This is a genomic window from Klebsiella sp. (assembly GCF_027492335.1).
Taxonomy (GTDB): domain Bacteria; phylum Pseudomonadota; class Gammaproteobacteria; order Enterobacterales; family Enterobacteriaceae; genus Klebsiella; species Klebsiella huaxiensis.
This window is the reverse complement of record NZ_JAPUEW010000054.1, coordinates 1-25,127: the sequence shown is the minus strand read 5'-3', so window position 1 is coordinate 25,127 and position 25,127 is coordinate 1. Positions and strand designations below refer to the sequence as shown.

The 25,127-nt window shown below is 54.7% G+C and carries 21 protein-coding genes and 4 tRNA genes; 19 read left to right on the top strand and 6 right to left on the bottom strand.

All coding sequences use genetic code 11. The features are described from left to right. The first annotated feature begins 133 nt into the window (after positions 1-133). The 18 genes from rho (at position 134) to QVF11_RS16865 (ending at position 16,587) form a co-directional block, all read left to right on the top strand. The gene (rho, locus tag QVF11_RS16950; RefSeq protein WP_110276891.1) at positions 134-1,393 is read left to right on the top strand and encodes a transcription termination factor Rho; all 1,260 of its coding nucleotides are present in this window, start codon (positions 134-136) and stop codon (positions 1,391-1,393) included. A 243-nt stretch (positions 1,394-1,636) separates the two neighbouring features. Further along, positions 1,637-2,731, top strand: coding sequence for a UDP-N-acetylglucosamine--undecaprenyl-phosphate N-acetylglucosaminephosphotransferase (gene wecA, locus QVF11_RS16945; RefSeq protein WP_110276890.1), 1,095 nt, complete (start codon positions 1,637-1,639; stop codon positions 2,729-2,731). 21 nt (positions 2,732-2,752) lie between these two features. After that, the gene (gene wzzE, locus QVF11_RS16940) at positions 2,753-3,799 is read left to right on the top strand and encodes an ECA polysaccharide chain length modulation protein (protein ID WP_110276889.1); all 1,047 of its coding nucleotides are present in this window, start codon (positions 2,753-2,755) and stop codon (positions 3,797-3,799) included. A gap of 56 nt (positions 3,800-3,855) precedes the next feature. After that, a complete protein-coding gene (wecB, locus tag QVF11_RS16935) occupies positions 3,856-4,986 on the top strand; it encodes a non-hydrolyzing UDP-N-acetylglucosamine 2-epimerase (RefSeq protein WP_112216131.1) in 1,131 nt (376 codons plus the stop codon). Beyond that, a complete protein-coding gene (gene wecC / locus QVF11_RS16930) occupies positions 4,983-6,245 on the top strand; it encodes a UDP-N-acetyl-D-mannosamine dehydrogenase (protein ID WP_142512673.1) in 1,263 nt (420 codons plus the stop codon). The genes wecB and wecC overlap by 4 nt, the downstream gene beginning before the upstream one ends. Then, positions 6,242-7,309 (top strand): dTDP-glucose 4,6-dehydratase, encoded by a 1,068-nt coding sequence (rffG, locus tag QVF11_RS16925; RefSeq protein WP_287858348.1) that lies wholly within the window; start codon positions 6,242-6,244, stop codon positions 7,307-7,309. The genes wecC and rffG overlap by 4 nt, the downstream gene beginning before the upstream one ends. 17 nt (positions 7,310-7,326) lie before the next feature. Then, positions 7,327-8,208 carry a glucose-1-phosphate thymidylyltransferase RfbA gene (gene rfbA, locus QVF11_RS16920; RefSeq protein WP_287858347.1) on the top strand — a complete coding sequence of 294 codons (882 nt, stop codon included), beginning with the start codon at positions 7,327-7,329 and terminating at the stop codon, positions 8,206-8,208. Then, positions 8,186-8,860 (top strand): dTDP-4-amino-4,6-dideoxy-D-galactose acyltransferase, encoded by a 675-nt coding sequence (gene rffC, locus QVF11_RS16915; RefSeq protein WP_287858345.1) that lies wholly within the window; start codon positions 8,186-8,188, stop codon positions 8,858-8,860. The genes rfbA and rffC overlap by 23 nt, the downstream gene beginning before the upstream one ends. 4 nt (positions 8,861-8,864) lie before the next feature. Continuing rightward, entirely contained in the window at positions 8,865-9,995 is a 1,131-nt protein-coding gene (gene rffA, locus QVF11_RS16910; RefSeq protein WP_287858383.1) for a dTDP-4-amino-4,6-dideoxygalactose transaminase, read from the top strand. Position 9,996: 1 nt separating this feature from the next. Further along, positions 9,997-11,247, top strand: coding sequence for a lipid III flippase WzxE (gene wzxE, locus QVF11_RS16905; RefSeq protein ID WP_112216136.1), 1,251 nt, complete (start codon positions 9,997-9,999; stop codon positions 11,245-11,247). Continuing rightward, positions 11,244-12,323 (top strand): TDP-N-acetylfucosamine:lipid II N-acetylfucosaminyltransferase, encoded by a 1,080-nt coding sequence (locus QVF11_RS16900; RefSeq protein WP_287858344.1) that lies wholly within the window; start codon positions 11,244-11,246, stop codon positions 12,321-12,323. Before wzxE ends, QVF11_RS16900 begins: the two co-directional genes overlap by 4 nt. Further along, positions 12,320-13,666 carry an ECA oligosaccharide polymerase gene (gene wzyE, locus QVF11_RS16895; RefSeq protein WP_112216138.1) on the top strand — a complete coding sequence of 449 codons (1,347 nt, stop codon included), beginning with the start codon at positions 12,320-12,322 and terminating at the stop codon, positions 13,664-13,666. Before QVF11_RS16900 ends, wzyE begins: the two co-directional genes overlap by 4 nt. A gap of 11 nt (positions 13,667-13,677) precedes the next feature. Further along, complete coding sequence (gene wecG, locus QVF11_RS16890) at positions 13,678-14,418, top strand: lipopolysaccharide N-acetylmannosaminouronosyltransferase (RefSeq protein WP_142512670.1); 741 nt, start codon at positions 13,678-13,680, stop codon at positions 14,416-14,418. Positions 14,419-14,659: 241 nt separating this feature from the next. Continuing rightward, positions 14,660-16,045 (top strand): bifunctional threonine/serine APC transporter ThrP, encoded by a 1,386-nt coding sequence (thrP, locus tag QVF11_RS16885; protein WP_182235555.1) that lies wholly within the window; start codon positions 14,660-14,662, stop codon positions 16,043-16,045. A gap of 102 nt (positions 16,046-16,147) precedes the next feature. Further along, positions 16,148-16,224 (top strand) — tRNA-Arg (locus QVF11_RS16880). A gap of 56 nt (positions 16,225-16,280) precedes the next feature. Beyond that, positions 16,281-16,356 (top strand) — tRNA-His (locus QVF11_RS16875). Between the two features lie 22 nt (positions 16,357-16,378). After that, positions 16,379-16,465, top strand: a tRNA-Leu gene (locus QVF11_RS16870). Between the two features lie 45 nt (positions 16,466-16,510). Beyond that, a tRNA-Pro gene (locus QVF11_RS16865) sits at positions 16,511-16,587 on the top strand. Between the two features lie 584 nt (positions 16,588-17,171). Here the strand turns inward: QVF11_RS16865 and hemY are convergent. From hemY to hemC, 4 genes are read right to left on the bottom strand one after another with little or no spacing between them, the layout of a single operon-like run. Next, a complete protein-coding gene (gene hemY, locus QVF11_RS16860) occupies positions 17,172-18,368 on the bottom strand; it encodes a protoheme IX biogenesis protein HemY (RefSeq protein WP_110276877.1) in 1,197 nt (398 codons plus the stop codon). A gap of 3 nt (positions 18,369-18,371) precedes the next feature. Beyond that, positions 18,372-19,568, bottom strand: coding sequence for a uroporphyrinogen-III C-methyltransferase (hemX, locus tag QVF11_RS16855; RefSeq protein ID WP_287858342.1), 1,197 nt, complete (start codon positions 19,566-19,568; stop codon positions 18,372-18,374). Between the two features lie 21 nt (positions 19,569-19,589). Next, positions 19,590-20,330: a uroporphyrinogen-III synthase gene (gene hemD / locus QVF11_RS16850; protein WP_287858341.1), complete on the bottom strand. Its 741-nt coding sequence runs from the start codon at positions 20,328-20,330 to the stop codon at positions 19,590-19,592. Then, the gene (gene hemC, locus QVF11_RS16845) at positions 20,327-21,268 is read right to left on the bottom strand and encodes a hydroxymethylbilane synthase (RefSeq protein ID WP_142463014.1); all 942 of its coding nucleotides are present in this window, start codon (positions 21,266-21,268) and stop codon (positions 20,327-20,329) included. Before hemC ends, hemD begins: the two co-directional genes overlap by 4 nt. A gap of 347 nt (positions 21,269-21,615) precedes the next feature. Here hemC and cyaA point away from each other — a divergent pair, with 347 nt between their 5' ends. After that, complete coding sequence (gene cyaA / locus QVF11_RS16840; protein ID WP_110276873.1) at positions 21,616-24,165, top strand: class I adenylate cyclase; 2,550 nt, start codon at positions 21,616-21,618, stop codon at positions 24,163-24,165. A 146-nt stretch (positions 24,166-24,311) separates the two neighbouring features. On the opposite strand, the gene cyaY is transcribed toward cyaA, so the two are convergent. Both cyaY and QVF11_RS16830 read right to left on the bottom strand, forming a co-directional pair. Next, entirely contained in the window at positions 24,312-24,632 is a 321-nt protein-coding gene (cyaY, locus tag QVF11_RS16835; protein WP_287858338.1) for an iron donor protein CyaY, read from the bottom strand. Positions 24,633-24,678: 46 nt separating this feature from the next. Then, positions 24,679-24,855, bottom strand: coding sequence for a hypothetical protein (locus QVF11_RS16830; protein ID WP_260611187.1), 177 nt, complete (start codon positions 24,853-24,855; stop codon positions 24,679-24,681). Positions 24,856-25,127: the final 272 nt, after the last annotated feature.

Here is a 25,127-nt window from a genome sequence, read left to right as displayed (position 1 = left end):
TTCTGCGTTCTTTCCTGTGACCAGGCGACGTACAGACACGAGATGAAGGCCGTTAACAGGCATGGATGTTCCTGCCATACCATTCACAACATTAAGTTCGAGTTTTACCCCGAGTTTAAGAACCCACACCATTATGAATCTTACCGAATTAAAGAATACGCCGGTTTCTGAGCTGATTACTCTCGGCGAAAATATGGGTCTGGAAAACCAGGCACGTATGCGCAAGCAGGACATCATTTTTGCCATCCTGAAGCAGCACGCAAAGAGTGGCGAAGATATCTTTGGCGACGGTGTGCTGGAGATACTGCAGGATGGATTTGGTTTCCTCCGTTCTGGAGACAGCTCCTACCTCGCCGGTCCTGATGACATCTACGTATCCCCTAGCCAAATCCGCCGTTTCAACCTCCGCACTGGTGACACCATTTCCGGTAAGATTCGTCCTCCTAAAGAGGGTGAGCGTTACTTTGCATTGTTGAAAGTTAACGAAGTTAACTACGACAAGCCGGAAAACGCGCGTAATAAGATTCTGTTCGAGAACTTAACGCCGCTGCACGCAAACTCACGTCTGCGTATGGAGCGTGGTAATGGTTCTACGGAAGACTTAACTGCTCGTGTCCTGGATCTGGCATCGCCGATCGGTCGTGGTCAGCGTGGTCTGATTGTTGCACCGCCGAAAGCGGGTAAAACCATGCTGCTGCAGAATATTGCACAGAGCATTGCGTACAACCACCCTGATTGTGTGCTGATGGTACTGCTGATCGACGAACGTCCGGAAGAAGTGACAGAGATGCAGCGTCTGGTGAAAGGTGAGGTTATTGCTTCTACCTTTGATGAACCGGCATCCCGCCACGTTCAGGTTGCGGAAATGGTTATCGAGAAAGCGAAACGTCTGGTTGAACACAAGAAAGACGTTATCATCCTGCTCGACTCCATCACCCGTCTGGCTCGTGCCTACAACACCGTCGTACCGGCTTCCGGTAAAGTGTTGACCGGTGGTGTTGACGCCAACGCCCTGCATCGTCCGAAGCGTTTCTTCGGTGCTGCGCGTAACGTGGAAGAGGGCGGTAGCCTGACGATTATCGCCACAGCTCTGGTCGATACTGGCTCTAAAATGGATGAAGTTATCTATGAAGAGTTTAAAGGTACCGGCAACATGGAATTGCACCTCTCGCGTAAGATCGCTGAAAAACGCGTCTTCCCGGCGATCGATTACAACCGTTCCGGTACGCGTAAAGAAGAGCTGCTCACCACTCAGGAAGAGCTGCAGAAGATGTGGATCCTGCGCAAAATCATCCATCCTATGGGTGAAATTGACGCGATGGAGTTCCTCATCAATAAACTGGCGATGACCAAAACTAACGATGACTTCTTTGACATGATGAAGCGCTCGTAAGTTAAAAAAAGCCAGAAAACGCCACGCTATTGCGTGGCGTTTTGTTTTCTGGGTTTGTATGATCCAGAAAGGGAAAACAAAGCGGGTGTTATCGTATGATGTGTGCAGCACAATACCAGGCAGAGTGAACTTTAACAGACTAAAATCTATACAATAAATTTGTAATGTTCTGCTTTACCCCTTCAGGAGTTGAGACATCATCGTTATACTTCCCGGATTAACTATGCTGAGAGCACATGCGTTGTGAATTTACTCACTGCTATTACTGAATTAATCAGTATTTTCTTATTCACTACCCTATTTATATTTGTTGCTCGTAAGGCGGCAAAAAGAGTTGGGTTGGTGGATAAACCTAACTATCGCAAACGGCATCAGGGTTTGATTCCGTTAGTCGGTGGTATCTCAGTTTATGCAGGTATTTGTTTTACGTTTGCTATCGCAGATTATTATATCCCCCACGCGCGGTTATATCTGTCTTGCGCAGGGGTACTTGTGCTGGTTGGTGCACTGGACGACCGCTTTGATATCAGTGTAAAAATTCGCGCGGTTATTCAGGCCGCCATCGCCGTCATTATGATGACGGTCGGTAATCTTCATCTTAGTAGCCTGGGTTTTATTTTTGGTTCGTGGGAGCTGGTGCTCGGCCCTTTCGGATTCTTCCTCACGCTTTTTGCCGTTTGGGCTGCGATCAATGCCTTCAATATGGTTGATGGTATTGATGGTCTGCTTGGCGGTCTCTCCTCTGTCTCTTTCGCGGCGACGGGCATCATTCTGTGGTTTGATGGTCAATACAGCCTGGCGATGTGGTGTTTTGCGATGATCGCCGCCATTTTGCCCTATATTTTACTTAACCTCGGTGCGCTTGGTCGTCGCTACAAGGTCTTTATGGGTGATGCCGGCAGTACCATGATTGGCTTCACTATCATCTGGATCCTGCTGGAGACCACGCAAGGTAAAACGCACCCCATTAGCCCGGTTACCGCGCTGTGGATTATTGCCATTCCGTTGATGGATATGGTGGCGATTATGTATCGCCGCCTGCGTAAAGGGATGAGTCCGTTCTCCCCGGACCGTCAACATATTCATCATTTAATCATGCGTGCCGGGTTTACTTCCCGCCAGGCATTCGTGCTGATCACCCTGGCCGCCGCGTTGCTGGCGCTGGTAGGCGTGGTGGCGGAATACACCCGTATTGTTCCTGAATGGGTGATGTTGATACTGTTTTTGTTAGCCTTCTTCCTTTATGGCTACTGCATTAAACGCGCCTGGAAAGTGGCGCGTCTGGTTAAGCGCATTAGACGCAGAATACGGCGACACAGCAGCAATAATCCAAATTAACCAAGTAAGTCTGGGGATGTGATGACTCAACCATTACCGGGAGCACGAGCAGTGAACGTTGAGAATGAGCTGGATATTCGCGGGTTGTTTCGCGCCTTATGGGCAGGAAAAAGCTGGATAGTAGGTACGGCAGTGCTCTTTGCGCTGATTGTTCTGGTTTATACCTTTTTTGCTCGCCAGGAGTGGAGCGCAACGGCGATTACTGACCGGCCAACAGTGAATATGCTGGGCGGCTACTATTCGCAGCAGCAGTTCTTACGCAATCTCGACATCAAGGCCAATCTTGTATCGGTCGATCAACCTTCGGTAATGGACGAGGCGTACAAAGAGTTCATTATGCAGCAGGCGTCCTGGGATACCCGGCGCGACTTCTGGCTGCAAACGGATTACTACAAACAGCGCCAGTCGGGCAACGCCCGCGCAGACGCTGCATTGTTGGATGACCTGATTAACGATATTCAGTTTATGCCCGGCGATGCGCTAAAAAGCGTCAATGATAGTGTGAAGCTGACGGCTGAAACGGCACCGGATGCTAACAACTTGCTGCGTCAGTATGTCGCTTTCGCCAGCCAGCGTGCGGCAGGGCATCTGAACGATGAACTGAAAGGTGCCTGGGCGGCGCGGACCGTGCAGATGAAAGCGCAGGTAAAGCGACAGGAGGAGGTGGCGCGTGAGATTTTCAATCGCCGCAACCATAGCGTGGAGCAGGCGCTGAAAGTCGCGCAACAGCACAACATTTCTCGCAGCGAAACCGATGTTCCGCCTGACCAACTGCCAGATTCGGAACTGTTTTTACTGGGGCGGCCGATGCTGCAGGCTCGACTGGAAAACCTACAGGCAGTAGGACCGGAATACGATATCGACTATGACCAAAGTCGCGCAATGCTAACAACATTGAACGTTGGGCCAACGCTGGACCCGCGTTTTCAGACTTACCGGTATTTGCGAACACCTGAAGAACCGGTAAAACGCGATAGCCCGCGCCGCGTATTTCTGATGGTGATGTGGGGGATTGTGGGCGCGCTCATCGGCGCAGGCGTTGCGTTATCGCGTCGCCGTATCCAGTGAATGCAGCCTGTGATGAAGGACATTCGCCCTTCATCACCTAATCGAAGAGAATCGATGTGAAAGTACTAACCGTATTTGGCACGAGACCAGAAGCCATCAAGATGGCACCTCTGGTACATGCGCTGGCAAGGGATCCTCATTTTGAGGCGAAAGTTTGCGTGACCGCGCAGCATCGGGAGATGCTCGATCAGGTGTTGAAACTTTTTTCAATTGTTCCGGATTATGACCTCAACATTATGCAGCCGGGTCAGGGCTTGACGGAGATTACCTGTCGCATCCTTGAGGGATTAAAGCCGGTGCTGGAGTCATTCAAACCGGACGTCGTGCTGGTGCATGGCGACACTACCACCACGATGGCGGCGAGCCTGGCGGCTTTCTATCAACGCATCCCGGTGGGACATGTCGAAGCAGGGTTGCGCACGGGGGATTTGAACTCGCCGTGGCCGGAAGAGGGGAACCGCACGTTAACCGGACGGCTGGCGACGTACCATTTTGCGCCGACGGAGACCTCGCGACAAAACCTGCTGCAGGAAAACATTGCGGATGCTCAAATTACGGTCACGGGTAACACGGTGATTGATGCGTTGTTCTGGGTACGCGATCGCGTGTTGAGCAACGAAGCGTTAAGCAGTGAACTGACCGAGCGCTATTCCTTCCTTGGCAATGGCAAGAAGATGATCTTGGTTACCGGGCATCGTCGGGAGAGCTTCGGTCGCGGTTTTGAGCAAATCTGCCATGCGCTGGCGGAAATTGCAGCTAATAACCCGGACGTACAAATTGTTTACCCGGTTCATCTGAACCCGAACGTCAGCGAACCGGTTAACCGCATTCTCGGCCATGTTGATAACGTCATGCTGATTGAGCCACAGGACTATCTGCCGTTTGTCTGGTTGATGAATCGCGCATGGCTGATTCTCACCGACTCCGGTGGTATTCAGGAGGAAGCGCCGTCGCTTGGCAAGCCGGTACTGGTGATGCGTGAAATGACTGAGCGCCCGGAAGCCGTCAGCGCTGGCACCGTGCGCCTGGTGGGTACTGACAGCCAGCGCATCGTCGATGAGGTCACGCGCTTACTGCAAGATGAGTCCGCGTATCAGGCCATGAGCCGGGCGCATAACCCGTACGGCGATGGACAAGCGTGTCATCGTATTTTGTCCGCACTTAAAAATAATCAGGTAACGCTATGAGCTTTTCTACCATTTCGGTAATTGGCCTTGGGTATATTGGCCTGCCAACTGCAGCCGCGTTCGCCTCCCGGCAAAAGCGGGTGGTCGGCGTTGATATCAATCAACATGCCGTGGAGACCATTAACCGTGGTGAAATTCATATCGTGGAGCCGGATCTGGCGAGCGTCGTCAAAACGGCGGTCGAGCAGGGTTATCTGAGCGCCACCACCGCGCCGGTGGAAGCCGACGCTTACCTGATTGCGGTACCGACGCCGTTTAAAGACCTGCATGAGCCGGATATGGTTTTCGTTGAATCGGCGGCCAAATCTATCGCACCGACGCTGAAGAAAGGTTCGTTGGTGATCCTCGAGTCCACTTCCCCTGTCGGCTCAACCGAGCAAATGGCAGGTTGGCTGGCGGAAATGCGCCCTGATCTGAGCTTCCCACAGCAGGTTGGTGAAGCGGCAGACGTCAATATCGCCTACTGTCCTGAACGTGTTTTACCGGGGCAGGTCATGGTTGAGCTGATTAAAAACGACCGCGTGATCGGCGGAATGTCCCCGGTTTGCTCCGCCCGCGCTAGCGAGCTGTATAAAATCTTCCTCGAAGGCGAATGCGTAGTGACTAACTCGCGCACCGCCGAGATGTGCAAGCTGACCGAAAACAGTTTCCGCGACGTTAACATCGCTTTTGCTAACGAACTTTCGCTAATTTGCGCCGATCAGGGGATCAACGTCTGGGAACTGATTCGTCTGGCGAATCGCCATCCGCGCGTCAATATTCTCCAGCCCGGCCCGGGAGTTGGCGGCCACTGCATCGCGGTTGACCCGTGGTTTATCGTAGCGCAGAACCCACAGCAGGCGCGGCTTATCCGCACCGCGCGCGAGGTGAACGACCATAAACCAGAATGGGTGATCGACCAGGTTAAAGCGCGGGTTGCCGACTGCCTCGCGGCCAGCAATAAGCGCGCCAGCGAGCTGAAAATTGCCTGCTTCGGCCTCGCATTTAAGCCCAATATCGATGACCTGCGTGAAAGTCCGGCCATGGCGATTGCCGCGCAAATCGCCCGCTGGCATGGCGGTGAGACGTTGGTTGTTGAGCCAAATATTCATCAGTTGCCGAAAAAGCTCGACGGCTTGTGCGCTCTGGCGTCGCTGGACGAGGCGTTGGCGAGTGCGGACGTGCTGGTGATGCTGGTCGATCACAAAGAATTTAAAGCCATTAGCGGCGATAGCGTCAGCCAGCCGTTTATCGTCGATACCAAAGGGGTCTGGCGGTGAGAACGATTCTGGTCACCGGCGGAGCCGGGTTTATCGGTTCGGCGGTGGTACGTAAAATTATCACTGAGACCGCCGATAACGTGGTGGTCGTTGATAAGCTGACCTACGCCGGGAATCTGATGTCGTTGTCTCCTGTTGTTCAGGATGCTCGCTTTGCTTTTGAGCAGGTGGATATCTGCGATCGCGCGGAGCTGGATCGCGTATTTAGCCATCATCAGCCGGATATCGTGATGCACCTGGCCGCCGAAAGCCACGTTGACCGCTCTATTGACGGCCCTGCGGCGTTTATCGAAACCAATATCGTTGGCACCTATACGCTGCTGGAAGCGACGCGGGCTTACTGGAATGGGCTCAAGGATGACCCAAAATCGGCCTTTCGCTTCCACCACATCTCGACGGATGAGGTCTATGGCGACTTGCATGATAGCGGTGAATTTTTCACCGAAACTACGCCTTATGCGCCAAGCAGCCCTTATTCCGCCTCTAAAGCCAGTAGCGATCATCTGGTACGCGCCTGGCAGCGCACCTATGGCTTGCCGACGCTAGTAACTAACTGCTCGAATAATTATGGACCGTATCATTTCCCGGAAAAACTGATCCCGCTGACCATCCTCAACGCGCTGGCGGGTAAACTCCTGCCGGTTTACGGCAATGGTCAACAGATCCGTGACTGGCTGTACGTTGAAGATCACGCCAGGGCGCTGTATCGGGTGGCAACGAGCGGGGAGCCGGGCGAAACTTACAATATCGGCGGCCATAACGAGCGTAAGAATATTGAGGTAGTGGAAACGATTTGCGATCTGCTGGAAGAGCTGGCGCCGCGCAAACCGAATGGCCTGGAGCGCTATCGCGATCTCATCACCTTCGTTACCGACCGTCCCGGACACGACCTGCGCTACGCCATTGACGCGGCGAAAATTGAGCGTGAGCTGGGCTGGACGCCGGACGAAACGTTTGCCAGCGGGATGCGCAAAACCGTTCAGTGGTACTTGGTCAATGAAGCCTGGTGGCAGCAGGTGCTGGACGGCAGTTATCAAGGCGAACGCCTGGGGCTGCAAGCCTGAGTGCTTGAGGGGGAAAAATGAAAGGTATTATCCTTGCAGGCGGTTCTGGTACCCGCCTGCATCCGATCACGCGCGGCGTCTCAAAACAGCTGCTACCCATCTATGACAAGCCGATGATCTACTACCCGCTCTCGGTGCTGATGCTGGCCGGGATCCGCGAAGTCTTGATTATCACCACGCCTGATGACCAGCGCGATTTCCAGCGCCTGCTGGGTGATGGTTCAGAGTTCGGCGTGCAGTTAAGCTATGCCGCCCAGCCTAGCCCGGACGGATTAGCGCAGGCGTTTATCATCGGCGAGGAGTTCCTCAACGGCGAACCCTCATGCCTGGTGCTGGGCGACAACATCTTTTTCGGTCAGGGTTTTAGTCCGAAGTTGCGCAGCGTGGCGGCCCGCACTACCGGGGCGACGGTGTTCGGCTATCAGGTCATGGACCCGGAACGCTTTGGCGTGGTGGAGTTTGATGACGATTTCCGCGCGATTTCGCTGGAAGAGAAGCCAAAACAGCCCAAATCCAACTGGGCGGTGACCGGCCTCTATTTCTACGATGGTAAAGTGGCGGAGTACGCGAAGCGGGTTAAACCCTCGGAACGCGGTGAGCTGGAAATTACCTCTATCAATCAAATGTACCTCGACGATGGCGCACTGACGGTGGAGCTGCTGGGCCGTGGTTTTGCCTGGCTGGATACCGGCACGCACGACAGCCTGATTGAAGCCAGCATGTTTGTACAAACCGTTGAAAAACGCCAGGGTTTCAAAATTGCCTGTCTGGAAGAGATCGCCTGGCGCAACGGCTGGCTGGACGACGACGGCGTCAAACGTGCGGCGAAACGGCTGGAAAAAACTGGTTACGGCCAATACTTACTGGATCTGCTCCGTGCTCGCCCGCGCCAGTATTGAGCCCCTGGAGTGGGAAAACCGCTTCTTTGGCGTCAACAGCGCCATCGTGCGCTTTGGCGATGATGCGCCGCTGCTGACGGCGCAGGCGCTGGCTGGATGGTCGCGGGTGCAGGCGAAAGTCGCGGCGGATGATACCGCCCGTCTGGATGCGCTGCAGGCATTAGGCTTTCGGCTGGTGGAGGGAGAGGTCGATCTTGCGCTTGCGCTGACTGCCTCTGACGATGCCGGAGCTGAGCTGGCGACGGAGGCGGATATTCCTCGGCTGCGCGAGCTGGCGGCGCTGGCCTTTGCCCTAAGTCGTTTTCGTGCCCCCTGGTACGCTGCCGATGCCAGCGGTCGTTTCTACGCCCAGTGGATTGAAAATGCGGTACGAGGGACTTTCGATCACCAGTGCCTGATTTTTCGCGCGCCCGATGGCGATATCCGCGCGTTTGTCTCTCTGCGACAGCTTAACGAGCGTGAGGCGAGGATTGGCCTGTTGGCCGGACGAGGCGCTGGAACGGAACTGATGCAAGCGGCACAGCACTGGGCCGTGCAGCGTGAACTGACTACATTGCGGGTGGCGACCCAGATGGGCAACACCGCCGCGCTTAAACGTTACATTCTTAGCGGTGCGAATGTGGAAAGCGCCGCGTACTGGTTATACAGGTGAAATGATGATTCCATTTAACGCGCCGCCGGTGGTGGGAACCGAGCTTGATTATATGCAGTCCGCAATGGGTAGCGGCAAGCTGTGCGGCGATGGCGGCTTTACCCGTCGCTGCCAGCAGTGGATGGAGCAGCGTTTTGGAACGGCGAAAGCGCTGCTGACGCCATCGTGTACCGCGTCACTGGAAATGGCGGCGCTGCTGCTGGATATTCAGCCGGGCGATGAAGTAATTATGCCGAGCTACACCTTCGTCTCCACCGCCAACGCCTTCGTACTGCGCGGAGCGAAAATCGTCTTTGTCGATATTCGTCGCGATACCATGAATATCGATGAAACGCTGATTGAAGCGGCAATCACCGAAAAAACACGGGCGATTGTGCCGGTCCACTATGCGGGCGTGGCCTGCGAGATGGACACCATTATGGCCATTGCCAGCAAACATAATCTGTTTGTAGTGGAAGATGCCGCGCAGGGCGTGATGTCGACGTACAAAGGCCGGGCGCTCGGTACTATCGGCCATATTGGCTGCTTCAGCTTCCATGAAACCAAAAACTACACCGCGGGCGGTGAAGGCGGCGCGACGCTGATTAACGATCGTAAGCTGGTGGAGCGTGCGGAGATCATTCGCGAAAAAGGCACCAACCGCAGCCAGTTCTTCCGTGGTCTGGTGGATAAATACACCTGGCGCGATATTGGCTCCAGCTACCTGATGTCTGATCTACAGGCGGCCTATCTATGGGCACAGCTGGAAGCGGCGGAGCGGATTAACCAGCAGCGCCTGATGCTATGGCAGAGTTACTATGACGCGCTTTTACCGCTGGCGCGCGCCGGGCGTATCGACCTGCCTGTGATTCCGGCCGACTGCGGACACAATGCGCATATGTTCTATATCAAGCTGCGCGATATTGACGATCGTAGCAAGCTGATCGCCTGGCTGAAAGAAGCGGAGATTCTGGCAGTGTTCCACTATATCCCACTGCACAGTTGCCCGGCAGGGGAGAGCTTCGGCGTGTTCCACGGTGCAGATCGTTATACCACCCAGGAGAGCGAGCGCCTGCTGCGCCTGCCGTTATTCTACAATTTGTCGGTGGTAAACCAGCGTACGGTGATTAACTCGCTGCTGAGCTATTTCTCCTGATATGTCGCTGGCTAAAGCTTCTCTGTGGACCGCCGCGTCCACGTTGGTCAAAATCGGGGCGGGACTGCTGGTAGTTAAACTGCTGGCGGTATCGTTCGGCCCTGCCGGAGTGGGTCAGGCGGGTAACTTCCGCCAACTGGTGACCGTGCTTGGTGTACTGGCGGGGGCCGGGATTTTTAACGGCGTCACTAAGCTGGTGGCCCAGCATCATGACGATCGTCAGCAACTGAATAAGGTTGTCGGCACTTCTTCAGCGATGGTTCTGGGTTTCTCAACCCTACTGGCGCTGATATTCCTGCTGGCGGCAGCGCCGATAAGCCAGGGGCTGTTTGGGCATCAGCATTACCAGAATCTGGTCCGGCTGGTGGCGCTGGTGCAGATGGGTATCGCCTGGGCGAACTTCCTGTTAGCGCTGATGAAAGGCTTTCGCGATGCGGCGGGAAACGCGCTGTCGCTGATCGCCGGGAGCCTGATTGGCGTGGCGGCATACTATGCCTGCTACCGTTTCGGCGGCTATCAGGGCGCATTGCTCGGTCTGGCGCTGGTACCTGCTCTGGTGGTGGTTCCGGCAGCTGTTGTGCTGTGGCGACGCGGTAATATCCCGCTGAGTGCGCTGCGCCCGCGTTGGGATAACGGCCTGGCGGGTCAGCTGTCGAAGTTTACCCTGATGGCGCTGATTACTTCGGTGACGCTGCCGGTCGCCTACGTGATGATGCGTAACCTGCTGGCGGCCCATTATGGCTGGGAGGCGGTGGGGATCTGGCAAGGCGTCAGCAGCATTTCCGACGCCTATTTGCAGTTTATTACCGCTTCGTTTAGCGTGTACCTGCTGCCTACGCTCTCTCGCCTGACCGCCAAAGCGGACATCACCCGTGAGATTGGCAAATCGCTGAAATTTGTCCTTCCGGCGGTGGCGGCAGCGAGCTTAACCGTGTGGTTGCTGCGCGACTTCGCCATCTGGCTGCTTTTTTCCGACCGCTTTACGGCGATGCGCGATCTCTTCGCCTGGCAGCTTGTGGGCGATGTGCTGAAGGTCGGGGCGTATGTTTACGGCTATCTGGTGATCGCCAAAGCCTCGCTGCGTTTTTATATTCTGACGGAAATCAGCCAGTTCGCGCTGTTAACCGCATTTTCGCACTGGCTTATTCCGGCACACGGTGCAATCGGCGCGGCGCAGGCGTATATGGCTACTTATATTGTTTATTTCGCCCTCTGTAGTGGCGTGTTTTTACTTTGGCGTAAACGGGCATGACAGCACTAATACATGTACTGGGATCGGATATCCCGCACCACAACCAGACCGTTCTGCGGTTCTTTAATGACGAGCTGGCCGTTGATGACGAGCAGGCTCGTACGTTTATGGTCGTCGGTGATGTGACAGGAGTTCGCGAAGCGTATCCCGCGCTATTCATCACCTGCTTTGCAGGGAAAAAGTTGCTGGCACAGGCGGTTATCGCGCTGGCAAAGGCCAACCGGCAGCAGCGCTTTTTCTTTCATGGCCAGTTCAATACCGGGCTGTGGCTGGCGTTACTCAGCGGTGGGATCCGCCCAGCGCAGTTTAACTGGCATATCTGGGGCGCGGATCTGTATGAGAATTCCGCCAGCCTGAAGTTTCGCTTGTTTTATCCACTACGGCGTATGGCACAGGGGCGAGTAGGGCGAGTATTTGCCACCCGCGGCGATCTCAGTTGGTTTGCCGCCCGTCATTCGGACGTGCCGGGCGGACTGCTCTATTTCCCGACCCGAATGGACCCGGCGCTGAATACCCTTGCTGATAGCGCTCCGCGCGGCGACACGCTGACTATCCTGGTGGGGAATTCCGGTGACCGCAGCAATGAACATATTGCGGCGCTGCGCGCGATTCATCAGCAGTTTGGCGATACGGTCAACGTGATTGTGCCGATGGGTTACCCGGCCAATAATAGTGATTACATCAACCAGGTCCGCGAGGCCGGAGCGGCGCTGTTTAGCCCGCAGCATCTTCAGGTTCTGAGCGACAAGCTGGCGTTCGATGACTACCTTGCGCTATTGCGCCGCTGTGATCTCGGCTACTTCTTGTTTGCCCGCCAGCAGGGTATCGGCACGCTGTGCCTGCTGATTCAGGCTGGGATCCCCTGCGTTCTGAACCGGGAGAATCCCTTCTGGCAGGATATGTCGGAGCAGCATATTCCGGTACTCTTTACCAGCGATACGCTGGACGCGGCCGTGGTGCGAGAAGCGCAGCGCCAGCTGGCCGGTGTGGATAAGAATCAGATTGCCTTCTTCCGTCCGAATTACCTGACGGGCTGGCGACGAGCGTTGCGGGTTGCCGCGGGGGTGGACGCATGACATTAATGCAATTTAGCGGGTTACTGGCGGTCTGGTTGCTGTCGACGCTATTTATCGCCACCACCACGTACTTTGAATTTCGCCGCGTGCGGTTTAATTTCAACGTCTTTTTCTCGTTGTTGTTTCTGTTGACCTTCTTCTTCGGTTTCCCGTTGACCAGCATTCTGGTGTTCCGTTTCGACGTGGCGGTGGCCCCACCGGAAATCCTGCTGCAAACCCTGCTGGTTTCGGTCTGTTTTTATGCGGTTTACTACGTCACCTATAAAACGCGACTGCGCCCAGCGAGTCGGGAGCATCAGCATCGCCCGCTGTACACCATGAACCGCGTGGAAACTCACCTGACCTGGTTGATTTTGCTGGGTATTGCGCTGCTTTGCGTGGGGATTTTCTTTGCGCACAACGGCTTCCTGTTATTCAGACTCAACTCCTATAGCCAGATCTTTTCCAGTGAAGTTTCCGGCGTGGCGCTCAAGCGCTTTTTCTACTTCTTCATCCCGGCGATGCTGGTGGTCTATTTTCTGCGTCAGGATTATAAGGCGTGGATATTTTTCCTTGTCAGCACCGTGGCCTTTGGCCTGCTGACCTATGCCATCGTCGGCGGCACCCGGGCGAATATTATCATCGCTTTTGCTATCTTTTTGTTCATCGGCATTATTCGCGGCTGGATCAGCCTGTGGATGCTGGCGGCGGCGGGCGTGCTGGGTATCGTCGGTATGTTCTGGCTGGCGCTTAAACGCTATGGCATGAACGTGAGTGGTGACGAGGCGTTTTATACTTTTCTCTATCTGACCCGCGATACCTTCTCGCCGTGGGAAAACCTGGCTCTGCTGCTGCAAAACTACGACAAGATTGAGTTCCAGGGTCTGGCGCCGATCGTCCGGGATTTTTATGTCTTTATCCCTAGCTGGTTATGGCATGGTCGCCCGACGATGGTGCTCAATACCGCTAACTATTTCACCTGGGAAGTGCTGAATAACCATTCTGGCCTGGCGATTTCGCCGACCCTGATTGGCTCACTGGTGGTGATGGGCGGCGTCTGGTTTGTACCGCTGGGCGCGGTGGCGGTTGGGCTAATTATTAAATGGTTTGACTGGCTGTACGAGCTGGGCAACCGGGAGACTAACCGCTATAAAGCGGCGATCCTGCACAGTTTTTGTTTCGGCGCTATCTTCAATATGATCGTGCTGGCGCGCGAAGGGCTGGATTCATTCGGCTCCCGCGTGGTTTTTTTCCTCGTTATCTTTGGTCTCTGCTTGCTGGCGGCAAAGCTGCTGTACTGGTTCCTGGATAGCGTTGGACTGATTCATAAGCGGGTTAAACCGCTGACGCAACCTCAAGTCTGATAAGGGTGTACATGACTGGGACTACATCCGCGCCGTTGTATCTGCTGAGAGGCTTGCAACTCATTGGTTGGCGCGATATGCAACACGCTCTGGATTATCTGTATGGCGATGGCGAGCTCCGCAAGGGGACGCTGGTCGCGATTAATGCAGAGAAGATGCTGGCGGTAGAAGACAACCCCGAGGTTCGGGCGCTGATTGAAGCCGCAGAATTTAAATATGCTGATGGCATCAGCGTGGTGCGCTCATTACGTAAAAAATATCCTCAAGCGCAGGTGTCGCGCGTCGCCGGGGCTGATTTATGGGAAGCGCTGATGGAGCGTGCTGGCGCTCAGGGAACGCCGGTATTTCTGATTGGCGGCAAGCCGGAAGTGCTGGCGCAAACCGAGCGGCAGCTTCGCCAGCGCTGGAACGTGAATATCGTCGGTAGCCAGGACGGCTATTTCGCCGCCGATCAACGTCAGGCGCTGTTTGAACGCATTCGCGAAAGTGGGGCGAAAATTGTCACCGTGGCGATGGGCTCGCCGCGCCAGGAGATCTTGATGCGCGATTGCCGGAATGTTTATCCGCAGGCGCTGTATATGGGTGTCGGCGGGACCTACGATGTCTTTACTGGTCACGTTCAGCGGGCACCAAAATTCTGGCAGGACCTTGGGCTGGAATGGTTTTATCGTCTGGTGTCGCAGCCGAGCCGGATAAAAAGACAGGCCCGCCTGCTACGCTATTTACGCTGGCATTACACCGATAAGCTTTGACATTCCACTACGTTCTGGCGAGTTTACCTGGGTATTCTGTGTAATGTATTCACTCGCCTGATACTTTATTTGCCATTTCCATAAAATTCATTAACCATTCGCATGCTTAATACGCGACGGGCAGGTTTTGCCGTCGCTCAGGCAGGGCTTTCCATTTTATTTATTCATAAAAATAACCGGGATATATACACCTTCGTTTGGAGTGCAATAAACCCGGAGCAGGGCAAACACAAGAGGCTATATGACTGAGAAAAAAGCGGAACTTCAGCGAGGACTGGAGGCGCGGCATATTGAGCTAATCGCCCTTGGCGGCACGATTGGCGTGGGTTTATTTATGGGAGCGGCAAGTACGCTGAAGTGGGCTGGGCCTTCGGTCCTGCTGGCGTACATTATCGCGGGATTGTTTGTCTTCTTTATCATGCGTTCCATGGGCGAAATGCTGTTCCTCGAACCGGTAACCGGCTCGTTCGCCGTTTACGCACATCGCTATATGAGTCCGTTTTTCGGCTATCTCACCGCCTGGTCCTACTGGTTTATGTGGATGGCGGTCGGGATATCGGAGATTACGGCTATCGGGGTCTATGTGCAGTTCTGGTTCCCGGATATGGCGCAGTGGATACCGGCGCTGATTGCCGTTGGGCTGGTGGCGCTGGCGAACCTGGCGGCGGTGCGGCTATATGGTGAAATCGAATTCTGGTTCGCGATGATTAAGGTCACCACCATTATCGTGATGATTGTGGTTGGGCTGGGCGTCATTTTCTTTGGCTTTGGCAACGGCGGACACTCCATTGGCTTTGGGAACCTGACCGAGCATGGCGGCTTTTTTGCTGGTGGCTGGAAAGGCTTCCTGACGGCGCTGTGCATTGTGGTCGCCTCCTACCAGGGTGTTGAACTTATCGGTATTACCGCCGGTGAAGCGAAGAACCCGCAGGTCACTCTGCGCAGCGCGGTAGGGAAGGTGCTGTGGCGTATCCTGATTTTCTACGTCGGTGCGATTTTCGTTATTGTGACTATTTTCCCGTGGGATCAGATTGGCTCCAACGGCAGTCCGTTTGTGCTGACCTTTGCCAAAATCGGCATTACCGCAGCGGCGGGAATTATTAACTTTGTGGTGCTGACGGCAGCGCTTTCCGGCTGTAACAGCGGTATGTACAGCTGTGGGCGTATGCTTTATGCGCTGGCAAGAAATCGCCAGTTGCCAGCGGCGATCGCTAAAGTCTCGCGTAATGGCGTGCCGGCGGTGGGTGTTGCGCTGTCGATACTGATTCTGTTAGTTGGTTCTTGCCTCAACTATGTCATCCCTAATCCACAGCGGGTCTTCGTCTATGTCTACAGCGCCAGCGTGCTGCCGGGCATGGTGCCGTGGTTTGTGATTCTGATTAGCCAGCTGCGTTTTCGTCTTGTACACAAAGAAGCAATGGCCAGCCATCCTTTCCGCTCGCTGCTGTTCCCGTGGGCGAACTATTTAACCATGGCATTCCTGATTTGCGTGCTGATAGGTATGGGATTTAATGACGATACCCGCATGTCGCTCTTCGTCGGGATTATTTTCCTGGCGGCTGTCACGCTCATTTATAAGGTTTTTGGCCTTGGTCGACGCGGAAATGTGGATAATGTGGCGGAATAAGCGACAAAATGCACAAAGCATGAGCAAACGGTAATTTTCTTTAAAAAGGCACTAGACAGCGGGGTAGGAAGTCCGTAATATCCGACCCCGCAACGGCGCTAAGCGCCCGTAGCTCAGCTGGATAGAGCGCTGCCCTCCGGAGGCAGAGGTCTCAGGTTCGAATCCTGTCGGGCGCACCATTTACCCGGTGCTGGAGCTGCGGTGGTTATAAGACCGCGTAAAAAGATTTGTAGTGGTGGCTATAGCTCAGTTGGTAGAGCCCTGGATTGTGATTCCAGTTGTCGTGGGTTCGAATCCCATTAGCCACCCCATTATTTAGAAAGTTGTGAACATGCGATGGTGGCGGAATTGGTAGACGCGCTAGCTTCAGGTGTTAGTGTTCTTACGGACGTGAGGGTTCAAGTCCCTCCCTTCGCACCACGACTTTATAAAGAATTGAACTAAAAATTCAAAAAAGCAGTACATCGGCGAGTAGCGCAGCTTGGTAGCGCAACTGGTTTGGGACCAGTGGGTCGGAGGTTCGAATCCTCTCTCGCCGACCAATTTTGAACCCCGCTTCGGCGGGGTTTTTTGTTTTCTGAATTTGCCAAAAACTCTCTTATCCCCATGATCTCCCTAAAAATATCTCGCTGATTGCGACGCGATTTATTATGCGGAATACTCCCAATTCATTACTCTCATAGATGCAATTTCCGTAGATCCTGTGCGATAATAAACGGGTAGATGCTCATTCCATCTCTTATGTTCGCCTTAGTGCCTCATAAACCCAGGAATGATGCAGAGCCGTTTACGGTGCTTATCGTCCACTGACAGATGTCGCATTTTATATGCTAAATCTTTCATGATGTGTCGAGACGGCCAGCACGGGAATCCCCAGGAGCTTACAAAGGTAAGTAACTGGGGTGAGCGTGTGCAGCCAACGAAGAGACAGCGTGAAGGATGAAGCATATAGCCTCATCAAACACCATGGACACTACGTTGAGTGAAGCACCCAATTTGTTGTCAAACAGACCTGTTTTAACGCCTGCCCTGGTTTCAGAGCAGGCGTTTTTTTATTTGGGTGTGTGAAGCATTTGCTGAAGGGGAGTGCTATCGCCCCCGATGGAGGCGATAGTGAAGATCGTGCTTACTGCTGCGGGTTGTTTTGCAGGGTCAACAGCAGGCCGTCACGGCGCATGGTTGCCGCTTCTTCCGGCTGATGCAGGCGGTCAAGGGTATCGGCCAACCACGCGTAATCAAACGCATCCGGACGCTGCTTGAGCGCGGCGCGGAACGCAATGCTGGCTTCCTGCCACTCACCGTGGCGCATTAACGACTGCCCCAGCGTGCTCCACAGCAGCGGGCGGTCGCCGACCGTTTTAAGCTGCTGGCGCAGCACCTTCTCCAGCTGTTCCGGATTATTGGTTTTCAGCCGCGGAATAGGCATGACCAGCCGGTCGTCGTAGTGCTTTTTCAGACCATCAATAATAATCTGCTGGGCGGTATCATGGTCGTCGCTTTCGATAAGGCGATTCGCCATGGCCACCTGTAGAGCCACGTGGCTACGAGTTTTACGACTCTGGCTTTTCCACCAGTCGCGCAACCCTTCGCTGCCGCCGTCGGCCAGCGCTTTATCCATCAGACCAATCCACGCCAGCTGTTCCAGCTCGGCGCGATGCTCTTCATCGCTGACGTTGGCTTTCGCCATTGACGGAATGATATCCAGCAGCGAATTCCAGGCCCCGGTACGGATATAGGCCTGCTCGGCCAGGCGAAGAACTTCAGGATGACGCGGGGTGATCTCCAGCAGTTTGTCGATACCGTGGCGGGCAGCGTGATTTTCATTACGCGCCAGCTGCAGACGTACGCGAGTGATTTCTACCGGGATCAGATCGTCACCTGCCAGTTCGGTCGCGCGCTCCAGATGCTGGTTAGCGCGGGCTTCATCCCCACGCTGCTGGGCCGCTTCCGCCGCCAGCAGGTAATTCACCACCGGCTGCTCCGCGTGATCGGCATTTTTCGCCATCAGCTTCTCAACCTGCTGGTAATCACCTTCCGCCAGCTTCAGCAACGCCTGTTCGGTTTGCTTGCGGGCACGACGGCGTTTACGGCCAACGAACCAGCCGCGGGTATGCGCGCCGGTGCGGAAAATACGCCGCAGCAGCCATTCAATCGCAAACAGGACCACCATGGTGAGGATCAGAATGATCGCTAACCCGGTGACGCTGGTTTCAATGTTGTAGTTATCGGTCTGGATCAGCACGTAGCCTTGATGACCGGCGATCATCGGGCCGACAACGATCCCAGCAATCAGCAGCGCGAAGAGTAAGAGAATTTTCAACATGCGTTACTCTCCTTGTGGCGCAGGTGTTGGCGCGGGGGCTACTGGCGCAGGAACAGCAGGCGCCGGAGCGCTGGTCTGTGTTTCAGCCGGTTGCGCCATCAGATTACGTACCCGTGTCTGCATGAGTTTTTCAAGCAGGCCCTGGCTCTGCAGGGTTTCCGGTACGTTCATAGTGATGCTTTGCTGACTGAGCTTGTCCACATCCTCAAGGAAGGCTTTAGTGGTCGCGTCTTCGGTGTCGTAGTAGGCACGAACCCAGGTAGAGACGTTATCCAGAGCCTGTTTATAGGTCTCTTCCTGATGACGTGGTACGGCCTGTGCCGCAACTAACAGGCGGGAACGAATATTTTCGCGCAGGTAGACGTCCTGGTTTGGAGCCAGCAACGGAACCGCTGTTTCGTCACGGCGGCGAACGGTAATAAAGCTGTCCATAAAGTTCTGCCAGCTTTTTTGCAGGTTTACCCGCCACTCCTTAATGGAGCTGGATAGTTCGTCGCTATCAGAATCCATCGGGGAGTCATCGTCGTTATTGTCCGCCAGGCGTAAATTATCAATCTGGTTGGCGAGTTGGTTAACCTTCAGGATGATGCCGTCATAGTCCACCTGACTCACGGCGGAAAGCGAGGCGATATCGTCAGTGATGGCGCGACGGGCGCTAATCAGGCTCGGATCGTTCATATCCGCAAGGCTGGCGTCGGCGCTTTTCAGCAGCGCGGCAGCGGTCGTCACGTCCTGGTCGCTCCACAGCTTACGCCCGGCTAGCTTTACCAGAAAATCAGCCTGTGCGAGTAGCCAGGTTTTGGCGTCGCTACCTGAGATAATGGCAACTTTTTCCTGTACCTCTTCAAGTTTCTTCGTTAGCGAATCTTGTTGGCGCTGGGCTTCCGTCAACTGGTCGGTTTGCTGCTTAATAATGCCTTCGAGTTCGCTTTTTTGGCTTTCCTGCGCTTTTTGCAGTGTGGCGATCTGGCTGGATAGCTCGGCGCTGGTTTCGCTCTGACGGGTTGCCTGAGTTTTCGTGAGGCCGTAAAGGCCTACGCCAGCGGCGAGGGCGATAGCAATGGCTATTGCGCTCAGGGCGAGACTGGTTTTACTGCCGCCGTTTTTCTTTTCTACATTATTCTTTTCTGGCTGTGGTGTTTTTTCCACGGCCTCCCTGGTCTCTTCAACCACGGCGGATTGATTCTGTTGTTCCGTCATTATGGCTTCCAATGTTGAGAGTTATTGTAATGCGCGTAGCAGCGCATCGTTGTCGGCGCTATCGGCAACCTGGATATCCTGCCAGCCCAATTCCCTGGCTTGTTCGGCCAGACGTTCACTGACAACTAAAATGCGACAGCTCAGGAGCCAATGTTCGCGGTACCACTGCGGTATTAACGTCCAGAGCTGTTGCAGCATCTCGCCGCTGGTAATCACCAACGTCGAGACCCCACGAGACTGCCAGCGCATTGCTTCTTCTGCGCCATCATAGTGCCTTGCACTACGTTGATAACATTCACAAAAAGTGACATCGGCACCGCGTTCACGGAGTGTGTCACCGAGTAATTCTCGCCCACCGTTACCGCGCAGGATGAGCGCCCTTTTCCCCGCAATGTTTTGTAATTCAGGTAATTGTAGCAAGACTTCGCTGATTTCCCGATCTAACGGATAGCGAACATCATGACTGCTGACTTTGTGTAGGGCCAGCGCGGTGGTACGGCCAATCGCAAAATAATCAGGCGCAGAGGGCCAGTGCAGTCGCTGTTGCTGGAGGCGAGCGTGGGCAAACTCAACGGCGTGCTGCGATAGCGCGAAGAGTAAATCACCCGCCTTGAGGCCTGCCAGCTGACCGTCCAGCTCTGGAAGCTGACGGCCCGGAGTAAATTCAATGAGCGGAAAGCTCCAGGCCACGCGTCCCAGCGCGCGCAGGCGGCTGACTAACTCTTCGCCTTGCGGCAGCGGACGGGTGACCAGGATACTCATTGCGGGGCTTCTCCCGCATAAACGACCGCGAGAATGTCGCGAGCACCGTTATCCAGAAGTTCTTCGGCGAGGGAGACGCCGAGCGTTTCGGCATCTTCCGGGCGACCACGCCGCTCGCCGCGCACCATTTGCGAGCCATCCGGCGCGCCAACCAGCGCGCGCAGCCATAGCTCACCGTCGATCAGTTCGGCATAGCTGCCGATAGGCACCTGGCACCCGCCTTCAAGCCGGGTGTTCATCGCTCGTTCGGCGCGTACGCGTATGGCCGTTTCCGTATGGTTCAGCGGTGCAAGCAAAGCTTTCGTCCACTCATCGTCCAGGCGGCATTCGATGCCAACGGCGCCCTGGCCGACGGCGGGCAGGGATTGTTCCGGCGTTAGCGGTTGACGAATACGCGTTTCCAGATTCAGGCGTTTGAGCCCTGCAGCGGCAAGAATAATGGCGTCGTACTCGCCGTTATCGAGCTTGCTCAGACGTGTGCCAACGTTGCCGCGCAGAGAGCGGATCACCAGATCCGGACGATCGGCGGCCAGTTGGCACTGTCGGCGTAAACTTGACGTGCCAACAATGCTGCCATGCGGCAGTTCATCAATGGACGCATAGTGATTTGAGACAAACGCATCGCGCGGATCTTCGCGTTCGCAAATGGTGACCAGCCCCAGCCCTTCGGGGAATTCCACCGGCACGTCTTTCATGGAATGGACGGCGATATCGGCGCGACCATCCAGCATGGCCAGCTCCAGCTCTTTGACAAACAGACCCTTACCGCCCACTTTTGCAAGGGGAGTATCAAGGATCACGTCACCGCGGGTGACCATCGGCACCAGTTCAACAGAAAGCCCCGGATGACAGGACTCCAGGCGCTCTTTCACATAATGTGCCTGCCATAGCGCAAGCGGGCTTTGCCGTGTGGCAATTCTCAAAACTTTGTCTAACATGCTTGTTACCGTCATAGTCGACCACTAACCATCCTAACATTGTTGTCTTAGGGATGTTAGTTTTGTGGGGATAAGGGTCGCGGCCATCTTTTTTAGCCTTTCATGCGTTTGCGGGTTGCCGCAAACGTAGTGAAGAATTTACACATAGTAAAGGGTGCTACACTTGTATGTAGCGCATCTTTCTTTACGGTCAATCCGCAAGGTGTTAGATTGATCACGTTTTAAACCATTTGTCAGTCAGCAGTTCATCACAACCACACCGACGACGAATGGTGACGGTTTTTGTTGAAATACTGAAACTCTCCGTACTATTGTACGTCGGGTTTTTGAACATCAGGCGATATGTCTTGTACCTCTATATTGAGACACTGAAACAGAGACTGGATGCCATCAACCAATTGCGCGTGGATCGCGCCCTTGCTGCCATGGGACCCGCTTTCCAGCAGGTTTACAGTCTACTGCCGACATTACTACATTATCATCACCCGCTGATGCCGGGTTACCTTGACGGTAACGTTCCCCGAGGCATTTGCCTCTACACGCCTGATGAAACCCAACGCCACTACCTTGACGAGCTTGAACTGCACCGTGGAATGCTGACGCAGGAGCCGCCGAAAGGCGAACTGCCGATCACCGGCCTTTACTCCATGGGCAGTACTTCATCCGTCGGCCAAAGCTGCTCTTCCGATCTCGACATCTGGGTTTGTCATCAGGCCTGGCTGGATACCGATGAGCGTCAGCTGTTACAGCGTAAATGCAGCCTGCTGGAAAGCTGGGCGGCATCGCTGGGCGTTGAAGTTAGCTTCTTCCTGATCGATGAAAACCGCTTCCGTCATAATGAAAGCGGTAGCCTCGGCGGCGAAGACTGCGGTTCAACCCAACATATCCTGCTGCTGGATGAGTTTTACCGTACCGCTGTGCGTCTCGCCGGGAAACGTATTCTGTGGAATATGGTGCCGTGCGATGAAGAAGAGCATTACGATGATTACGTGATGTCGCTGTACTCGCAGGGGGTCCTGACGCCGAACGAATGGCTGGATCTCGGCGGCCTGAGTTCGCTGTCGGCGGAAGAATACTTCGGTGCCAGCCTGTGGCAGCTCTACAAAAGTATCGACTCGCCGTATAAAGCGGTGCTGAAGACGCTGCTGCTGGAAGCCTATTCCTGGGAATATCCGAACAACCGCCTGCTGGCGAAAGATATCAAACAGCGCCTGCATGACGGCGAGATTGTCTCGTTTGGTCTCGATCCGTACTGCATGATGCTGGAGCGCGTGACGCTCTATCTGCAAGCCATTGAAGACGAAACGCGCCTCGACCTGGTGCGCCGATGTTTCTATTTAAAAGTGTGCGAAAAGCTTAGCCGCGAGCGCGCCTGCGTCGGCTGGCGCCGTGAAGTGGTTAGCCATCTGGTGAAAGAGTGGGGCTGGGATGAAAAGCGTCTGATGATGCTCGACAACCGGGCCAACTGGAAGATCGACGAAGTACGCAAGGCGCACAACGAGCTGCTTGATGCGATGATGCAAAGCTATCGCAATCTGATTCGCTTCGCGCGCCGCAATAACCTGAGCGTTTCCGCCAGCCCGCAGGATATTGGCGTGCTGACGCGTAAGCTGTACGCCGCATTTGAAGCGCTGCCGGGGAAAGTCACCCTGGTCAACCCGCAAATTTCACCGGATCTGTCTGAACCTAATCTGACCTTTATCCATGTGCCGCCGGGCCGTGCCAACCGTACCGGTTGGTATGTTTATAACCGCGCGCCGGATATGGAGTCGATCATCAGCCATCAGCCGCTGGAATATAACCGTTATCTTAATAAGCTGGTGGCCTGGGCCTGGTTTAACGGCCTGCTGACGTCACGAACTCGCCTGTTTATTAAGGGCAACGGCATTGTCGATCTGGCTAAATTGCAGGAAATGGTTGCCGACGTATCGCACCACTTCCCGCTGCGCCTGCCGTCTCCGACGCCTAAAGCGCTGTATAGTCCGTGCGAAATTCGCCATCTGGCGATCATCGTAAACCTGGAATACGACCCGACGGCGGCCTTCCGCAATCAGGTGGTGCATTTTGACTTCCGCAAGCTGGACGTTTTCAGTTTTGGTGAAGAGCAAAAATGTCTGATTGGCAGCGTTGATCTGCTGTACCGTAACTCGTGGAACGAAGTGCGTACGCTGCACTTCAACGGCGAGCAGGCGATGATCGAAGCGCTGAAAACCATTCTTGGTAAAATGCATCAGGATGCCGCGCCGCCGGACAGCGTAGAAGTGTTCTGCTATAGCCAGCATCTGCGCGGGTTAATCCGCACTCGCGTGCAGCAACTGGTTTCCGAATGCGTCGAGCTGCGTCTCTCCAGCACCCGCCAGGATACCGGCCGCTTTAAAGCGCTGCGCGTTTCCGGGCAAACCTGGGGGCTGTTCTTCGAGCGTCTTAACGTCTCGGTGCAGAAGCTGGAGAACGCTATTGAGTTCTACGGTGCGATTTCACATAACAAACTGCACGGCCTGTCGGTGCAGGTGGAAACCAACCACGTCAGGCTACCGCAGGTGGTGGATGGTTTTGCCAGCGAAGGGATTATTCAGTTCTTCTTTGAAGATGCGGATAACGATAACGGCTTTAACATCTATATCCTTGATGAGAGCAACCGCGCCGAGGTGTATCATCATTGCGAAGGCAGTAAAGAGGAGCTGGTGCGCGACGTCAGCCGCTTCTACTCGTCATCCCATGACCGCTTTACCTACGGTTCGAGCTTTATCAACTTTAACCTGCCGCAGTTCTATCAGATTGTTGATGTTGATGGTCGTGAACAGGTGATTCCCTTCCGCAGCCAGGTGATTGCCGCTGCAACCCTTGCTGCAGGTGAGGATTCCGCGACATCATCGATGTTGCAGCACTACTCTTAACCTGCTGCGTAGAGCTGTGATTCCGCGCTGGTAAATTTCCCGGGGGCGTTTCGCTTGCCCGGGCTACGAGTACGTGCGGTATCGGATCGTGTAGCCCGGACAGATGCGTTAGCATCGCCTCCGGGGAAAATCGAAGCTTTGCCGCCTTAACGAAAACTCACTTCTTCACCGGCCTGATTCGTTGCCGACTGTTCCAGTAGATCCCAGAAGGTTTCGCCGCTGCGGTCGCAAATCCACTCATCGCCTTTTAGATCGAAATGATAGCCGCCTTGCTTGGCTGCCAGCCACACCTGGTGCAGTGGCTCCTGACGGTTAATAATGATTTTGCTGCCGTTTTCAAAACTGATGGTCAGTACGCCGCCGTTGATTTCACAGTCGATATCGCTGTCGCCGTCCCAGTCATCCAGACGTTCTTCGATAGTCATCCACAGGGTATCGGCCAGGCGATGGAATTCACTGTCGTTCATGGTTCAGTTCCGCTTTTTTTTGATAGTGGCGGCAGTATAGCGCAATCTACGATGACTTCGGCAGATTGCGAAGGCGGATAAGCAGCGCCAGGGTGATGACCACCATTCCCTGCGCTTGTCCGATATGGCGCGAGGCGGCCTGGACGCCGCCAGACTGTTCAGCATGCTGATTCCCTGCGCCAGTGGTGACCAGTATCGGGGCATTGGTCGCGATAGTACCCATTCCTGCGCCTATCAAACAAAGCCCTGAGGCCATCAGCACAGGAGTAAAATCCCTTCACGTGCAGCGCTGCTGCGGCAATGAGCGCGCCTGATATTCCTGCGATCAGCCCCATTTGGCATTGGCGGCGAGGGTTTCGCTGTTGAATAAATAGCGGTAGCCCCAGAGAACAGGCGTCGAGACATAGTGCAAAAGGAAGTATCAGCAGCCCTGTTTCCATCGCCGATCTCCGCAAGGATAAAAATCAGGCACCCGATACGGAACAGCATTCGCCA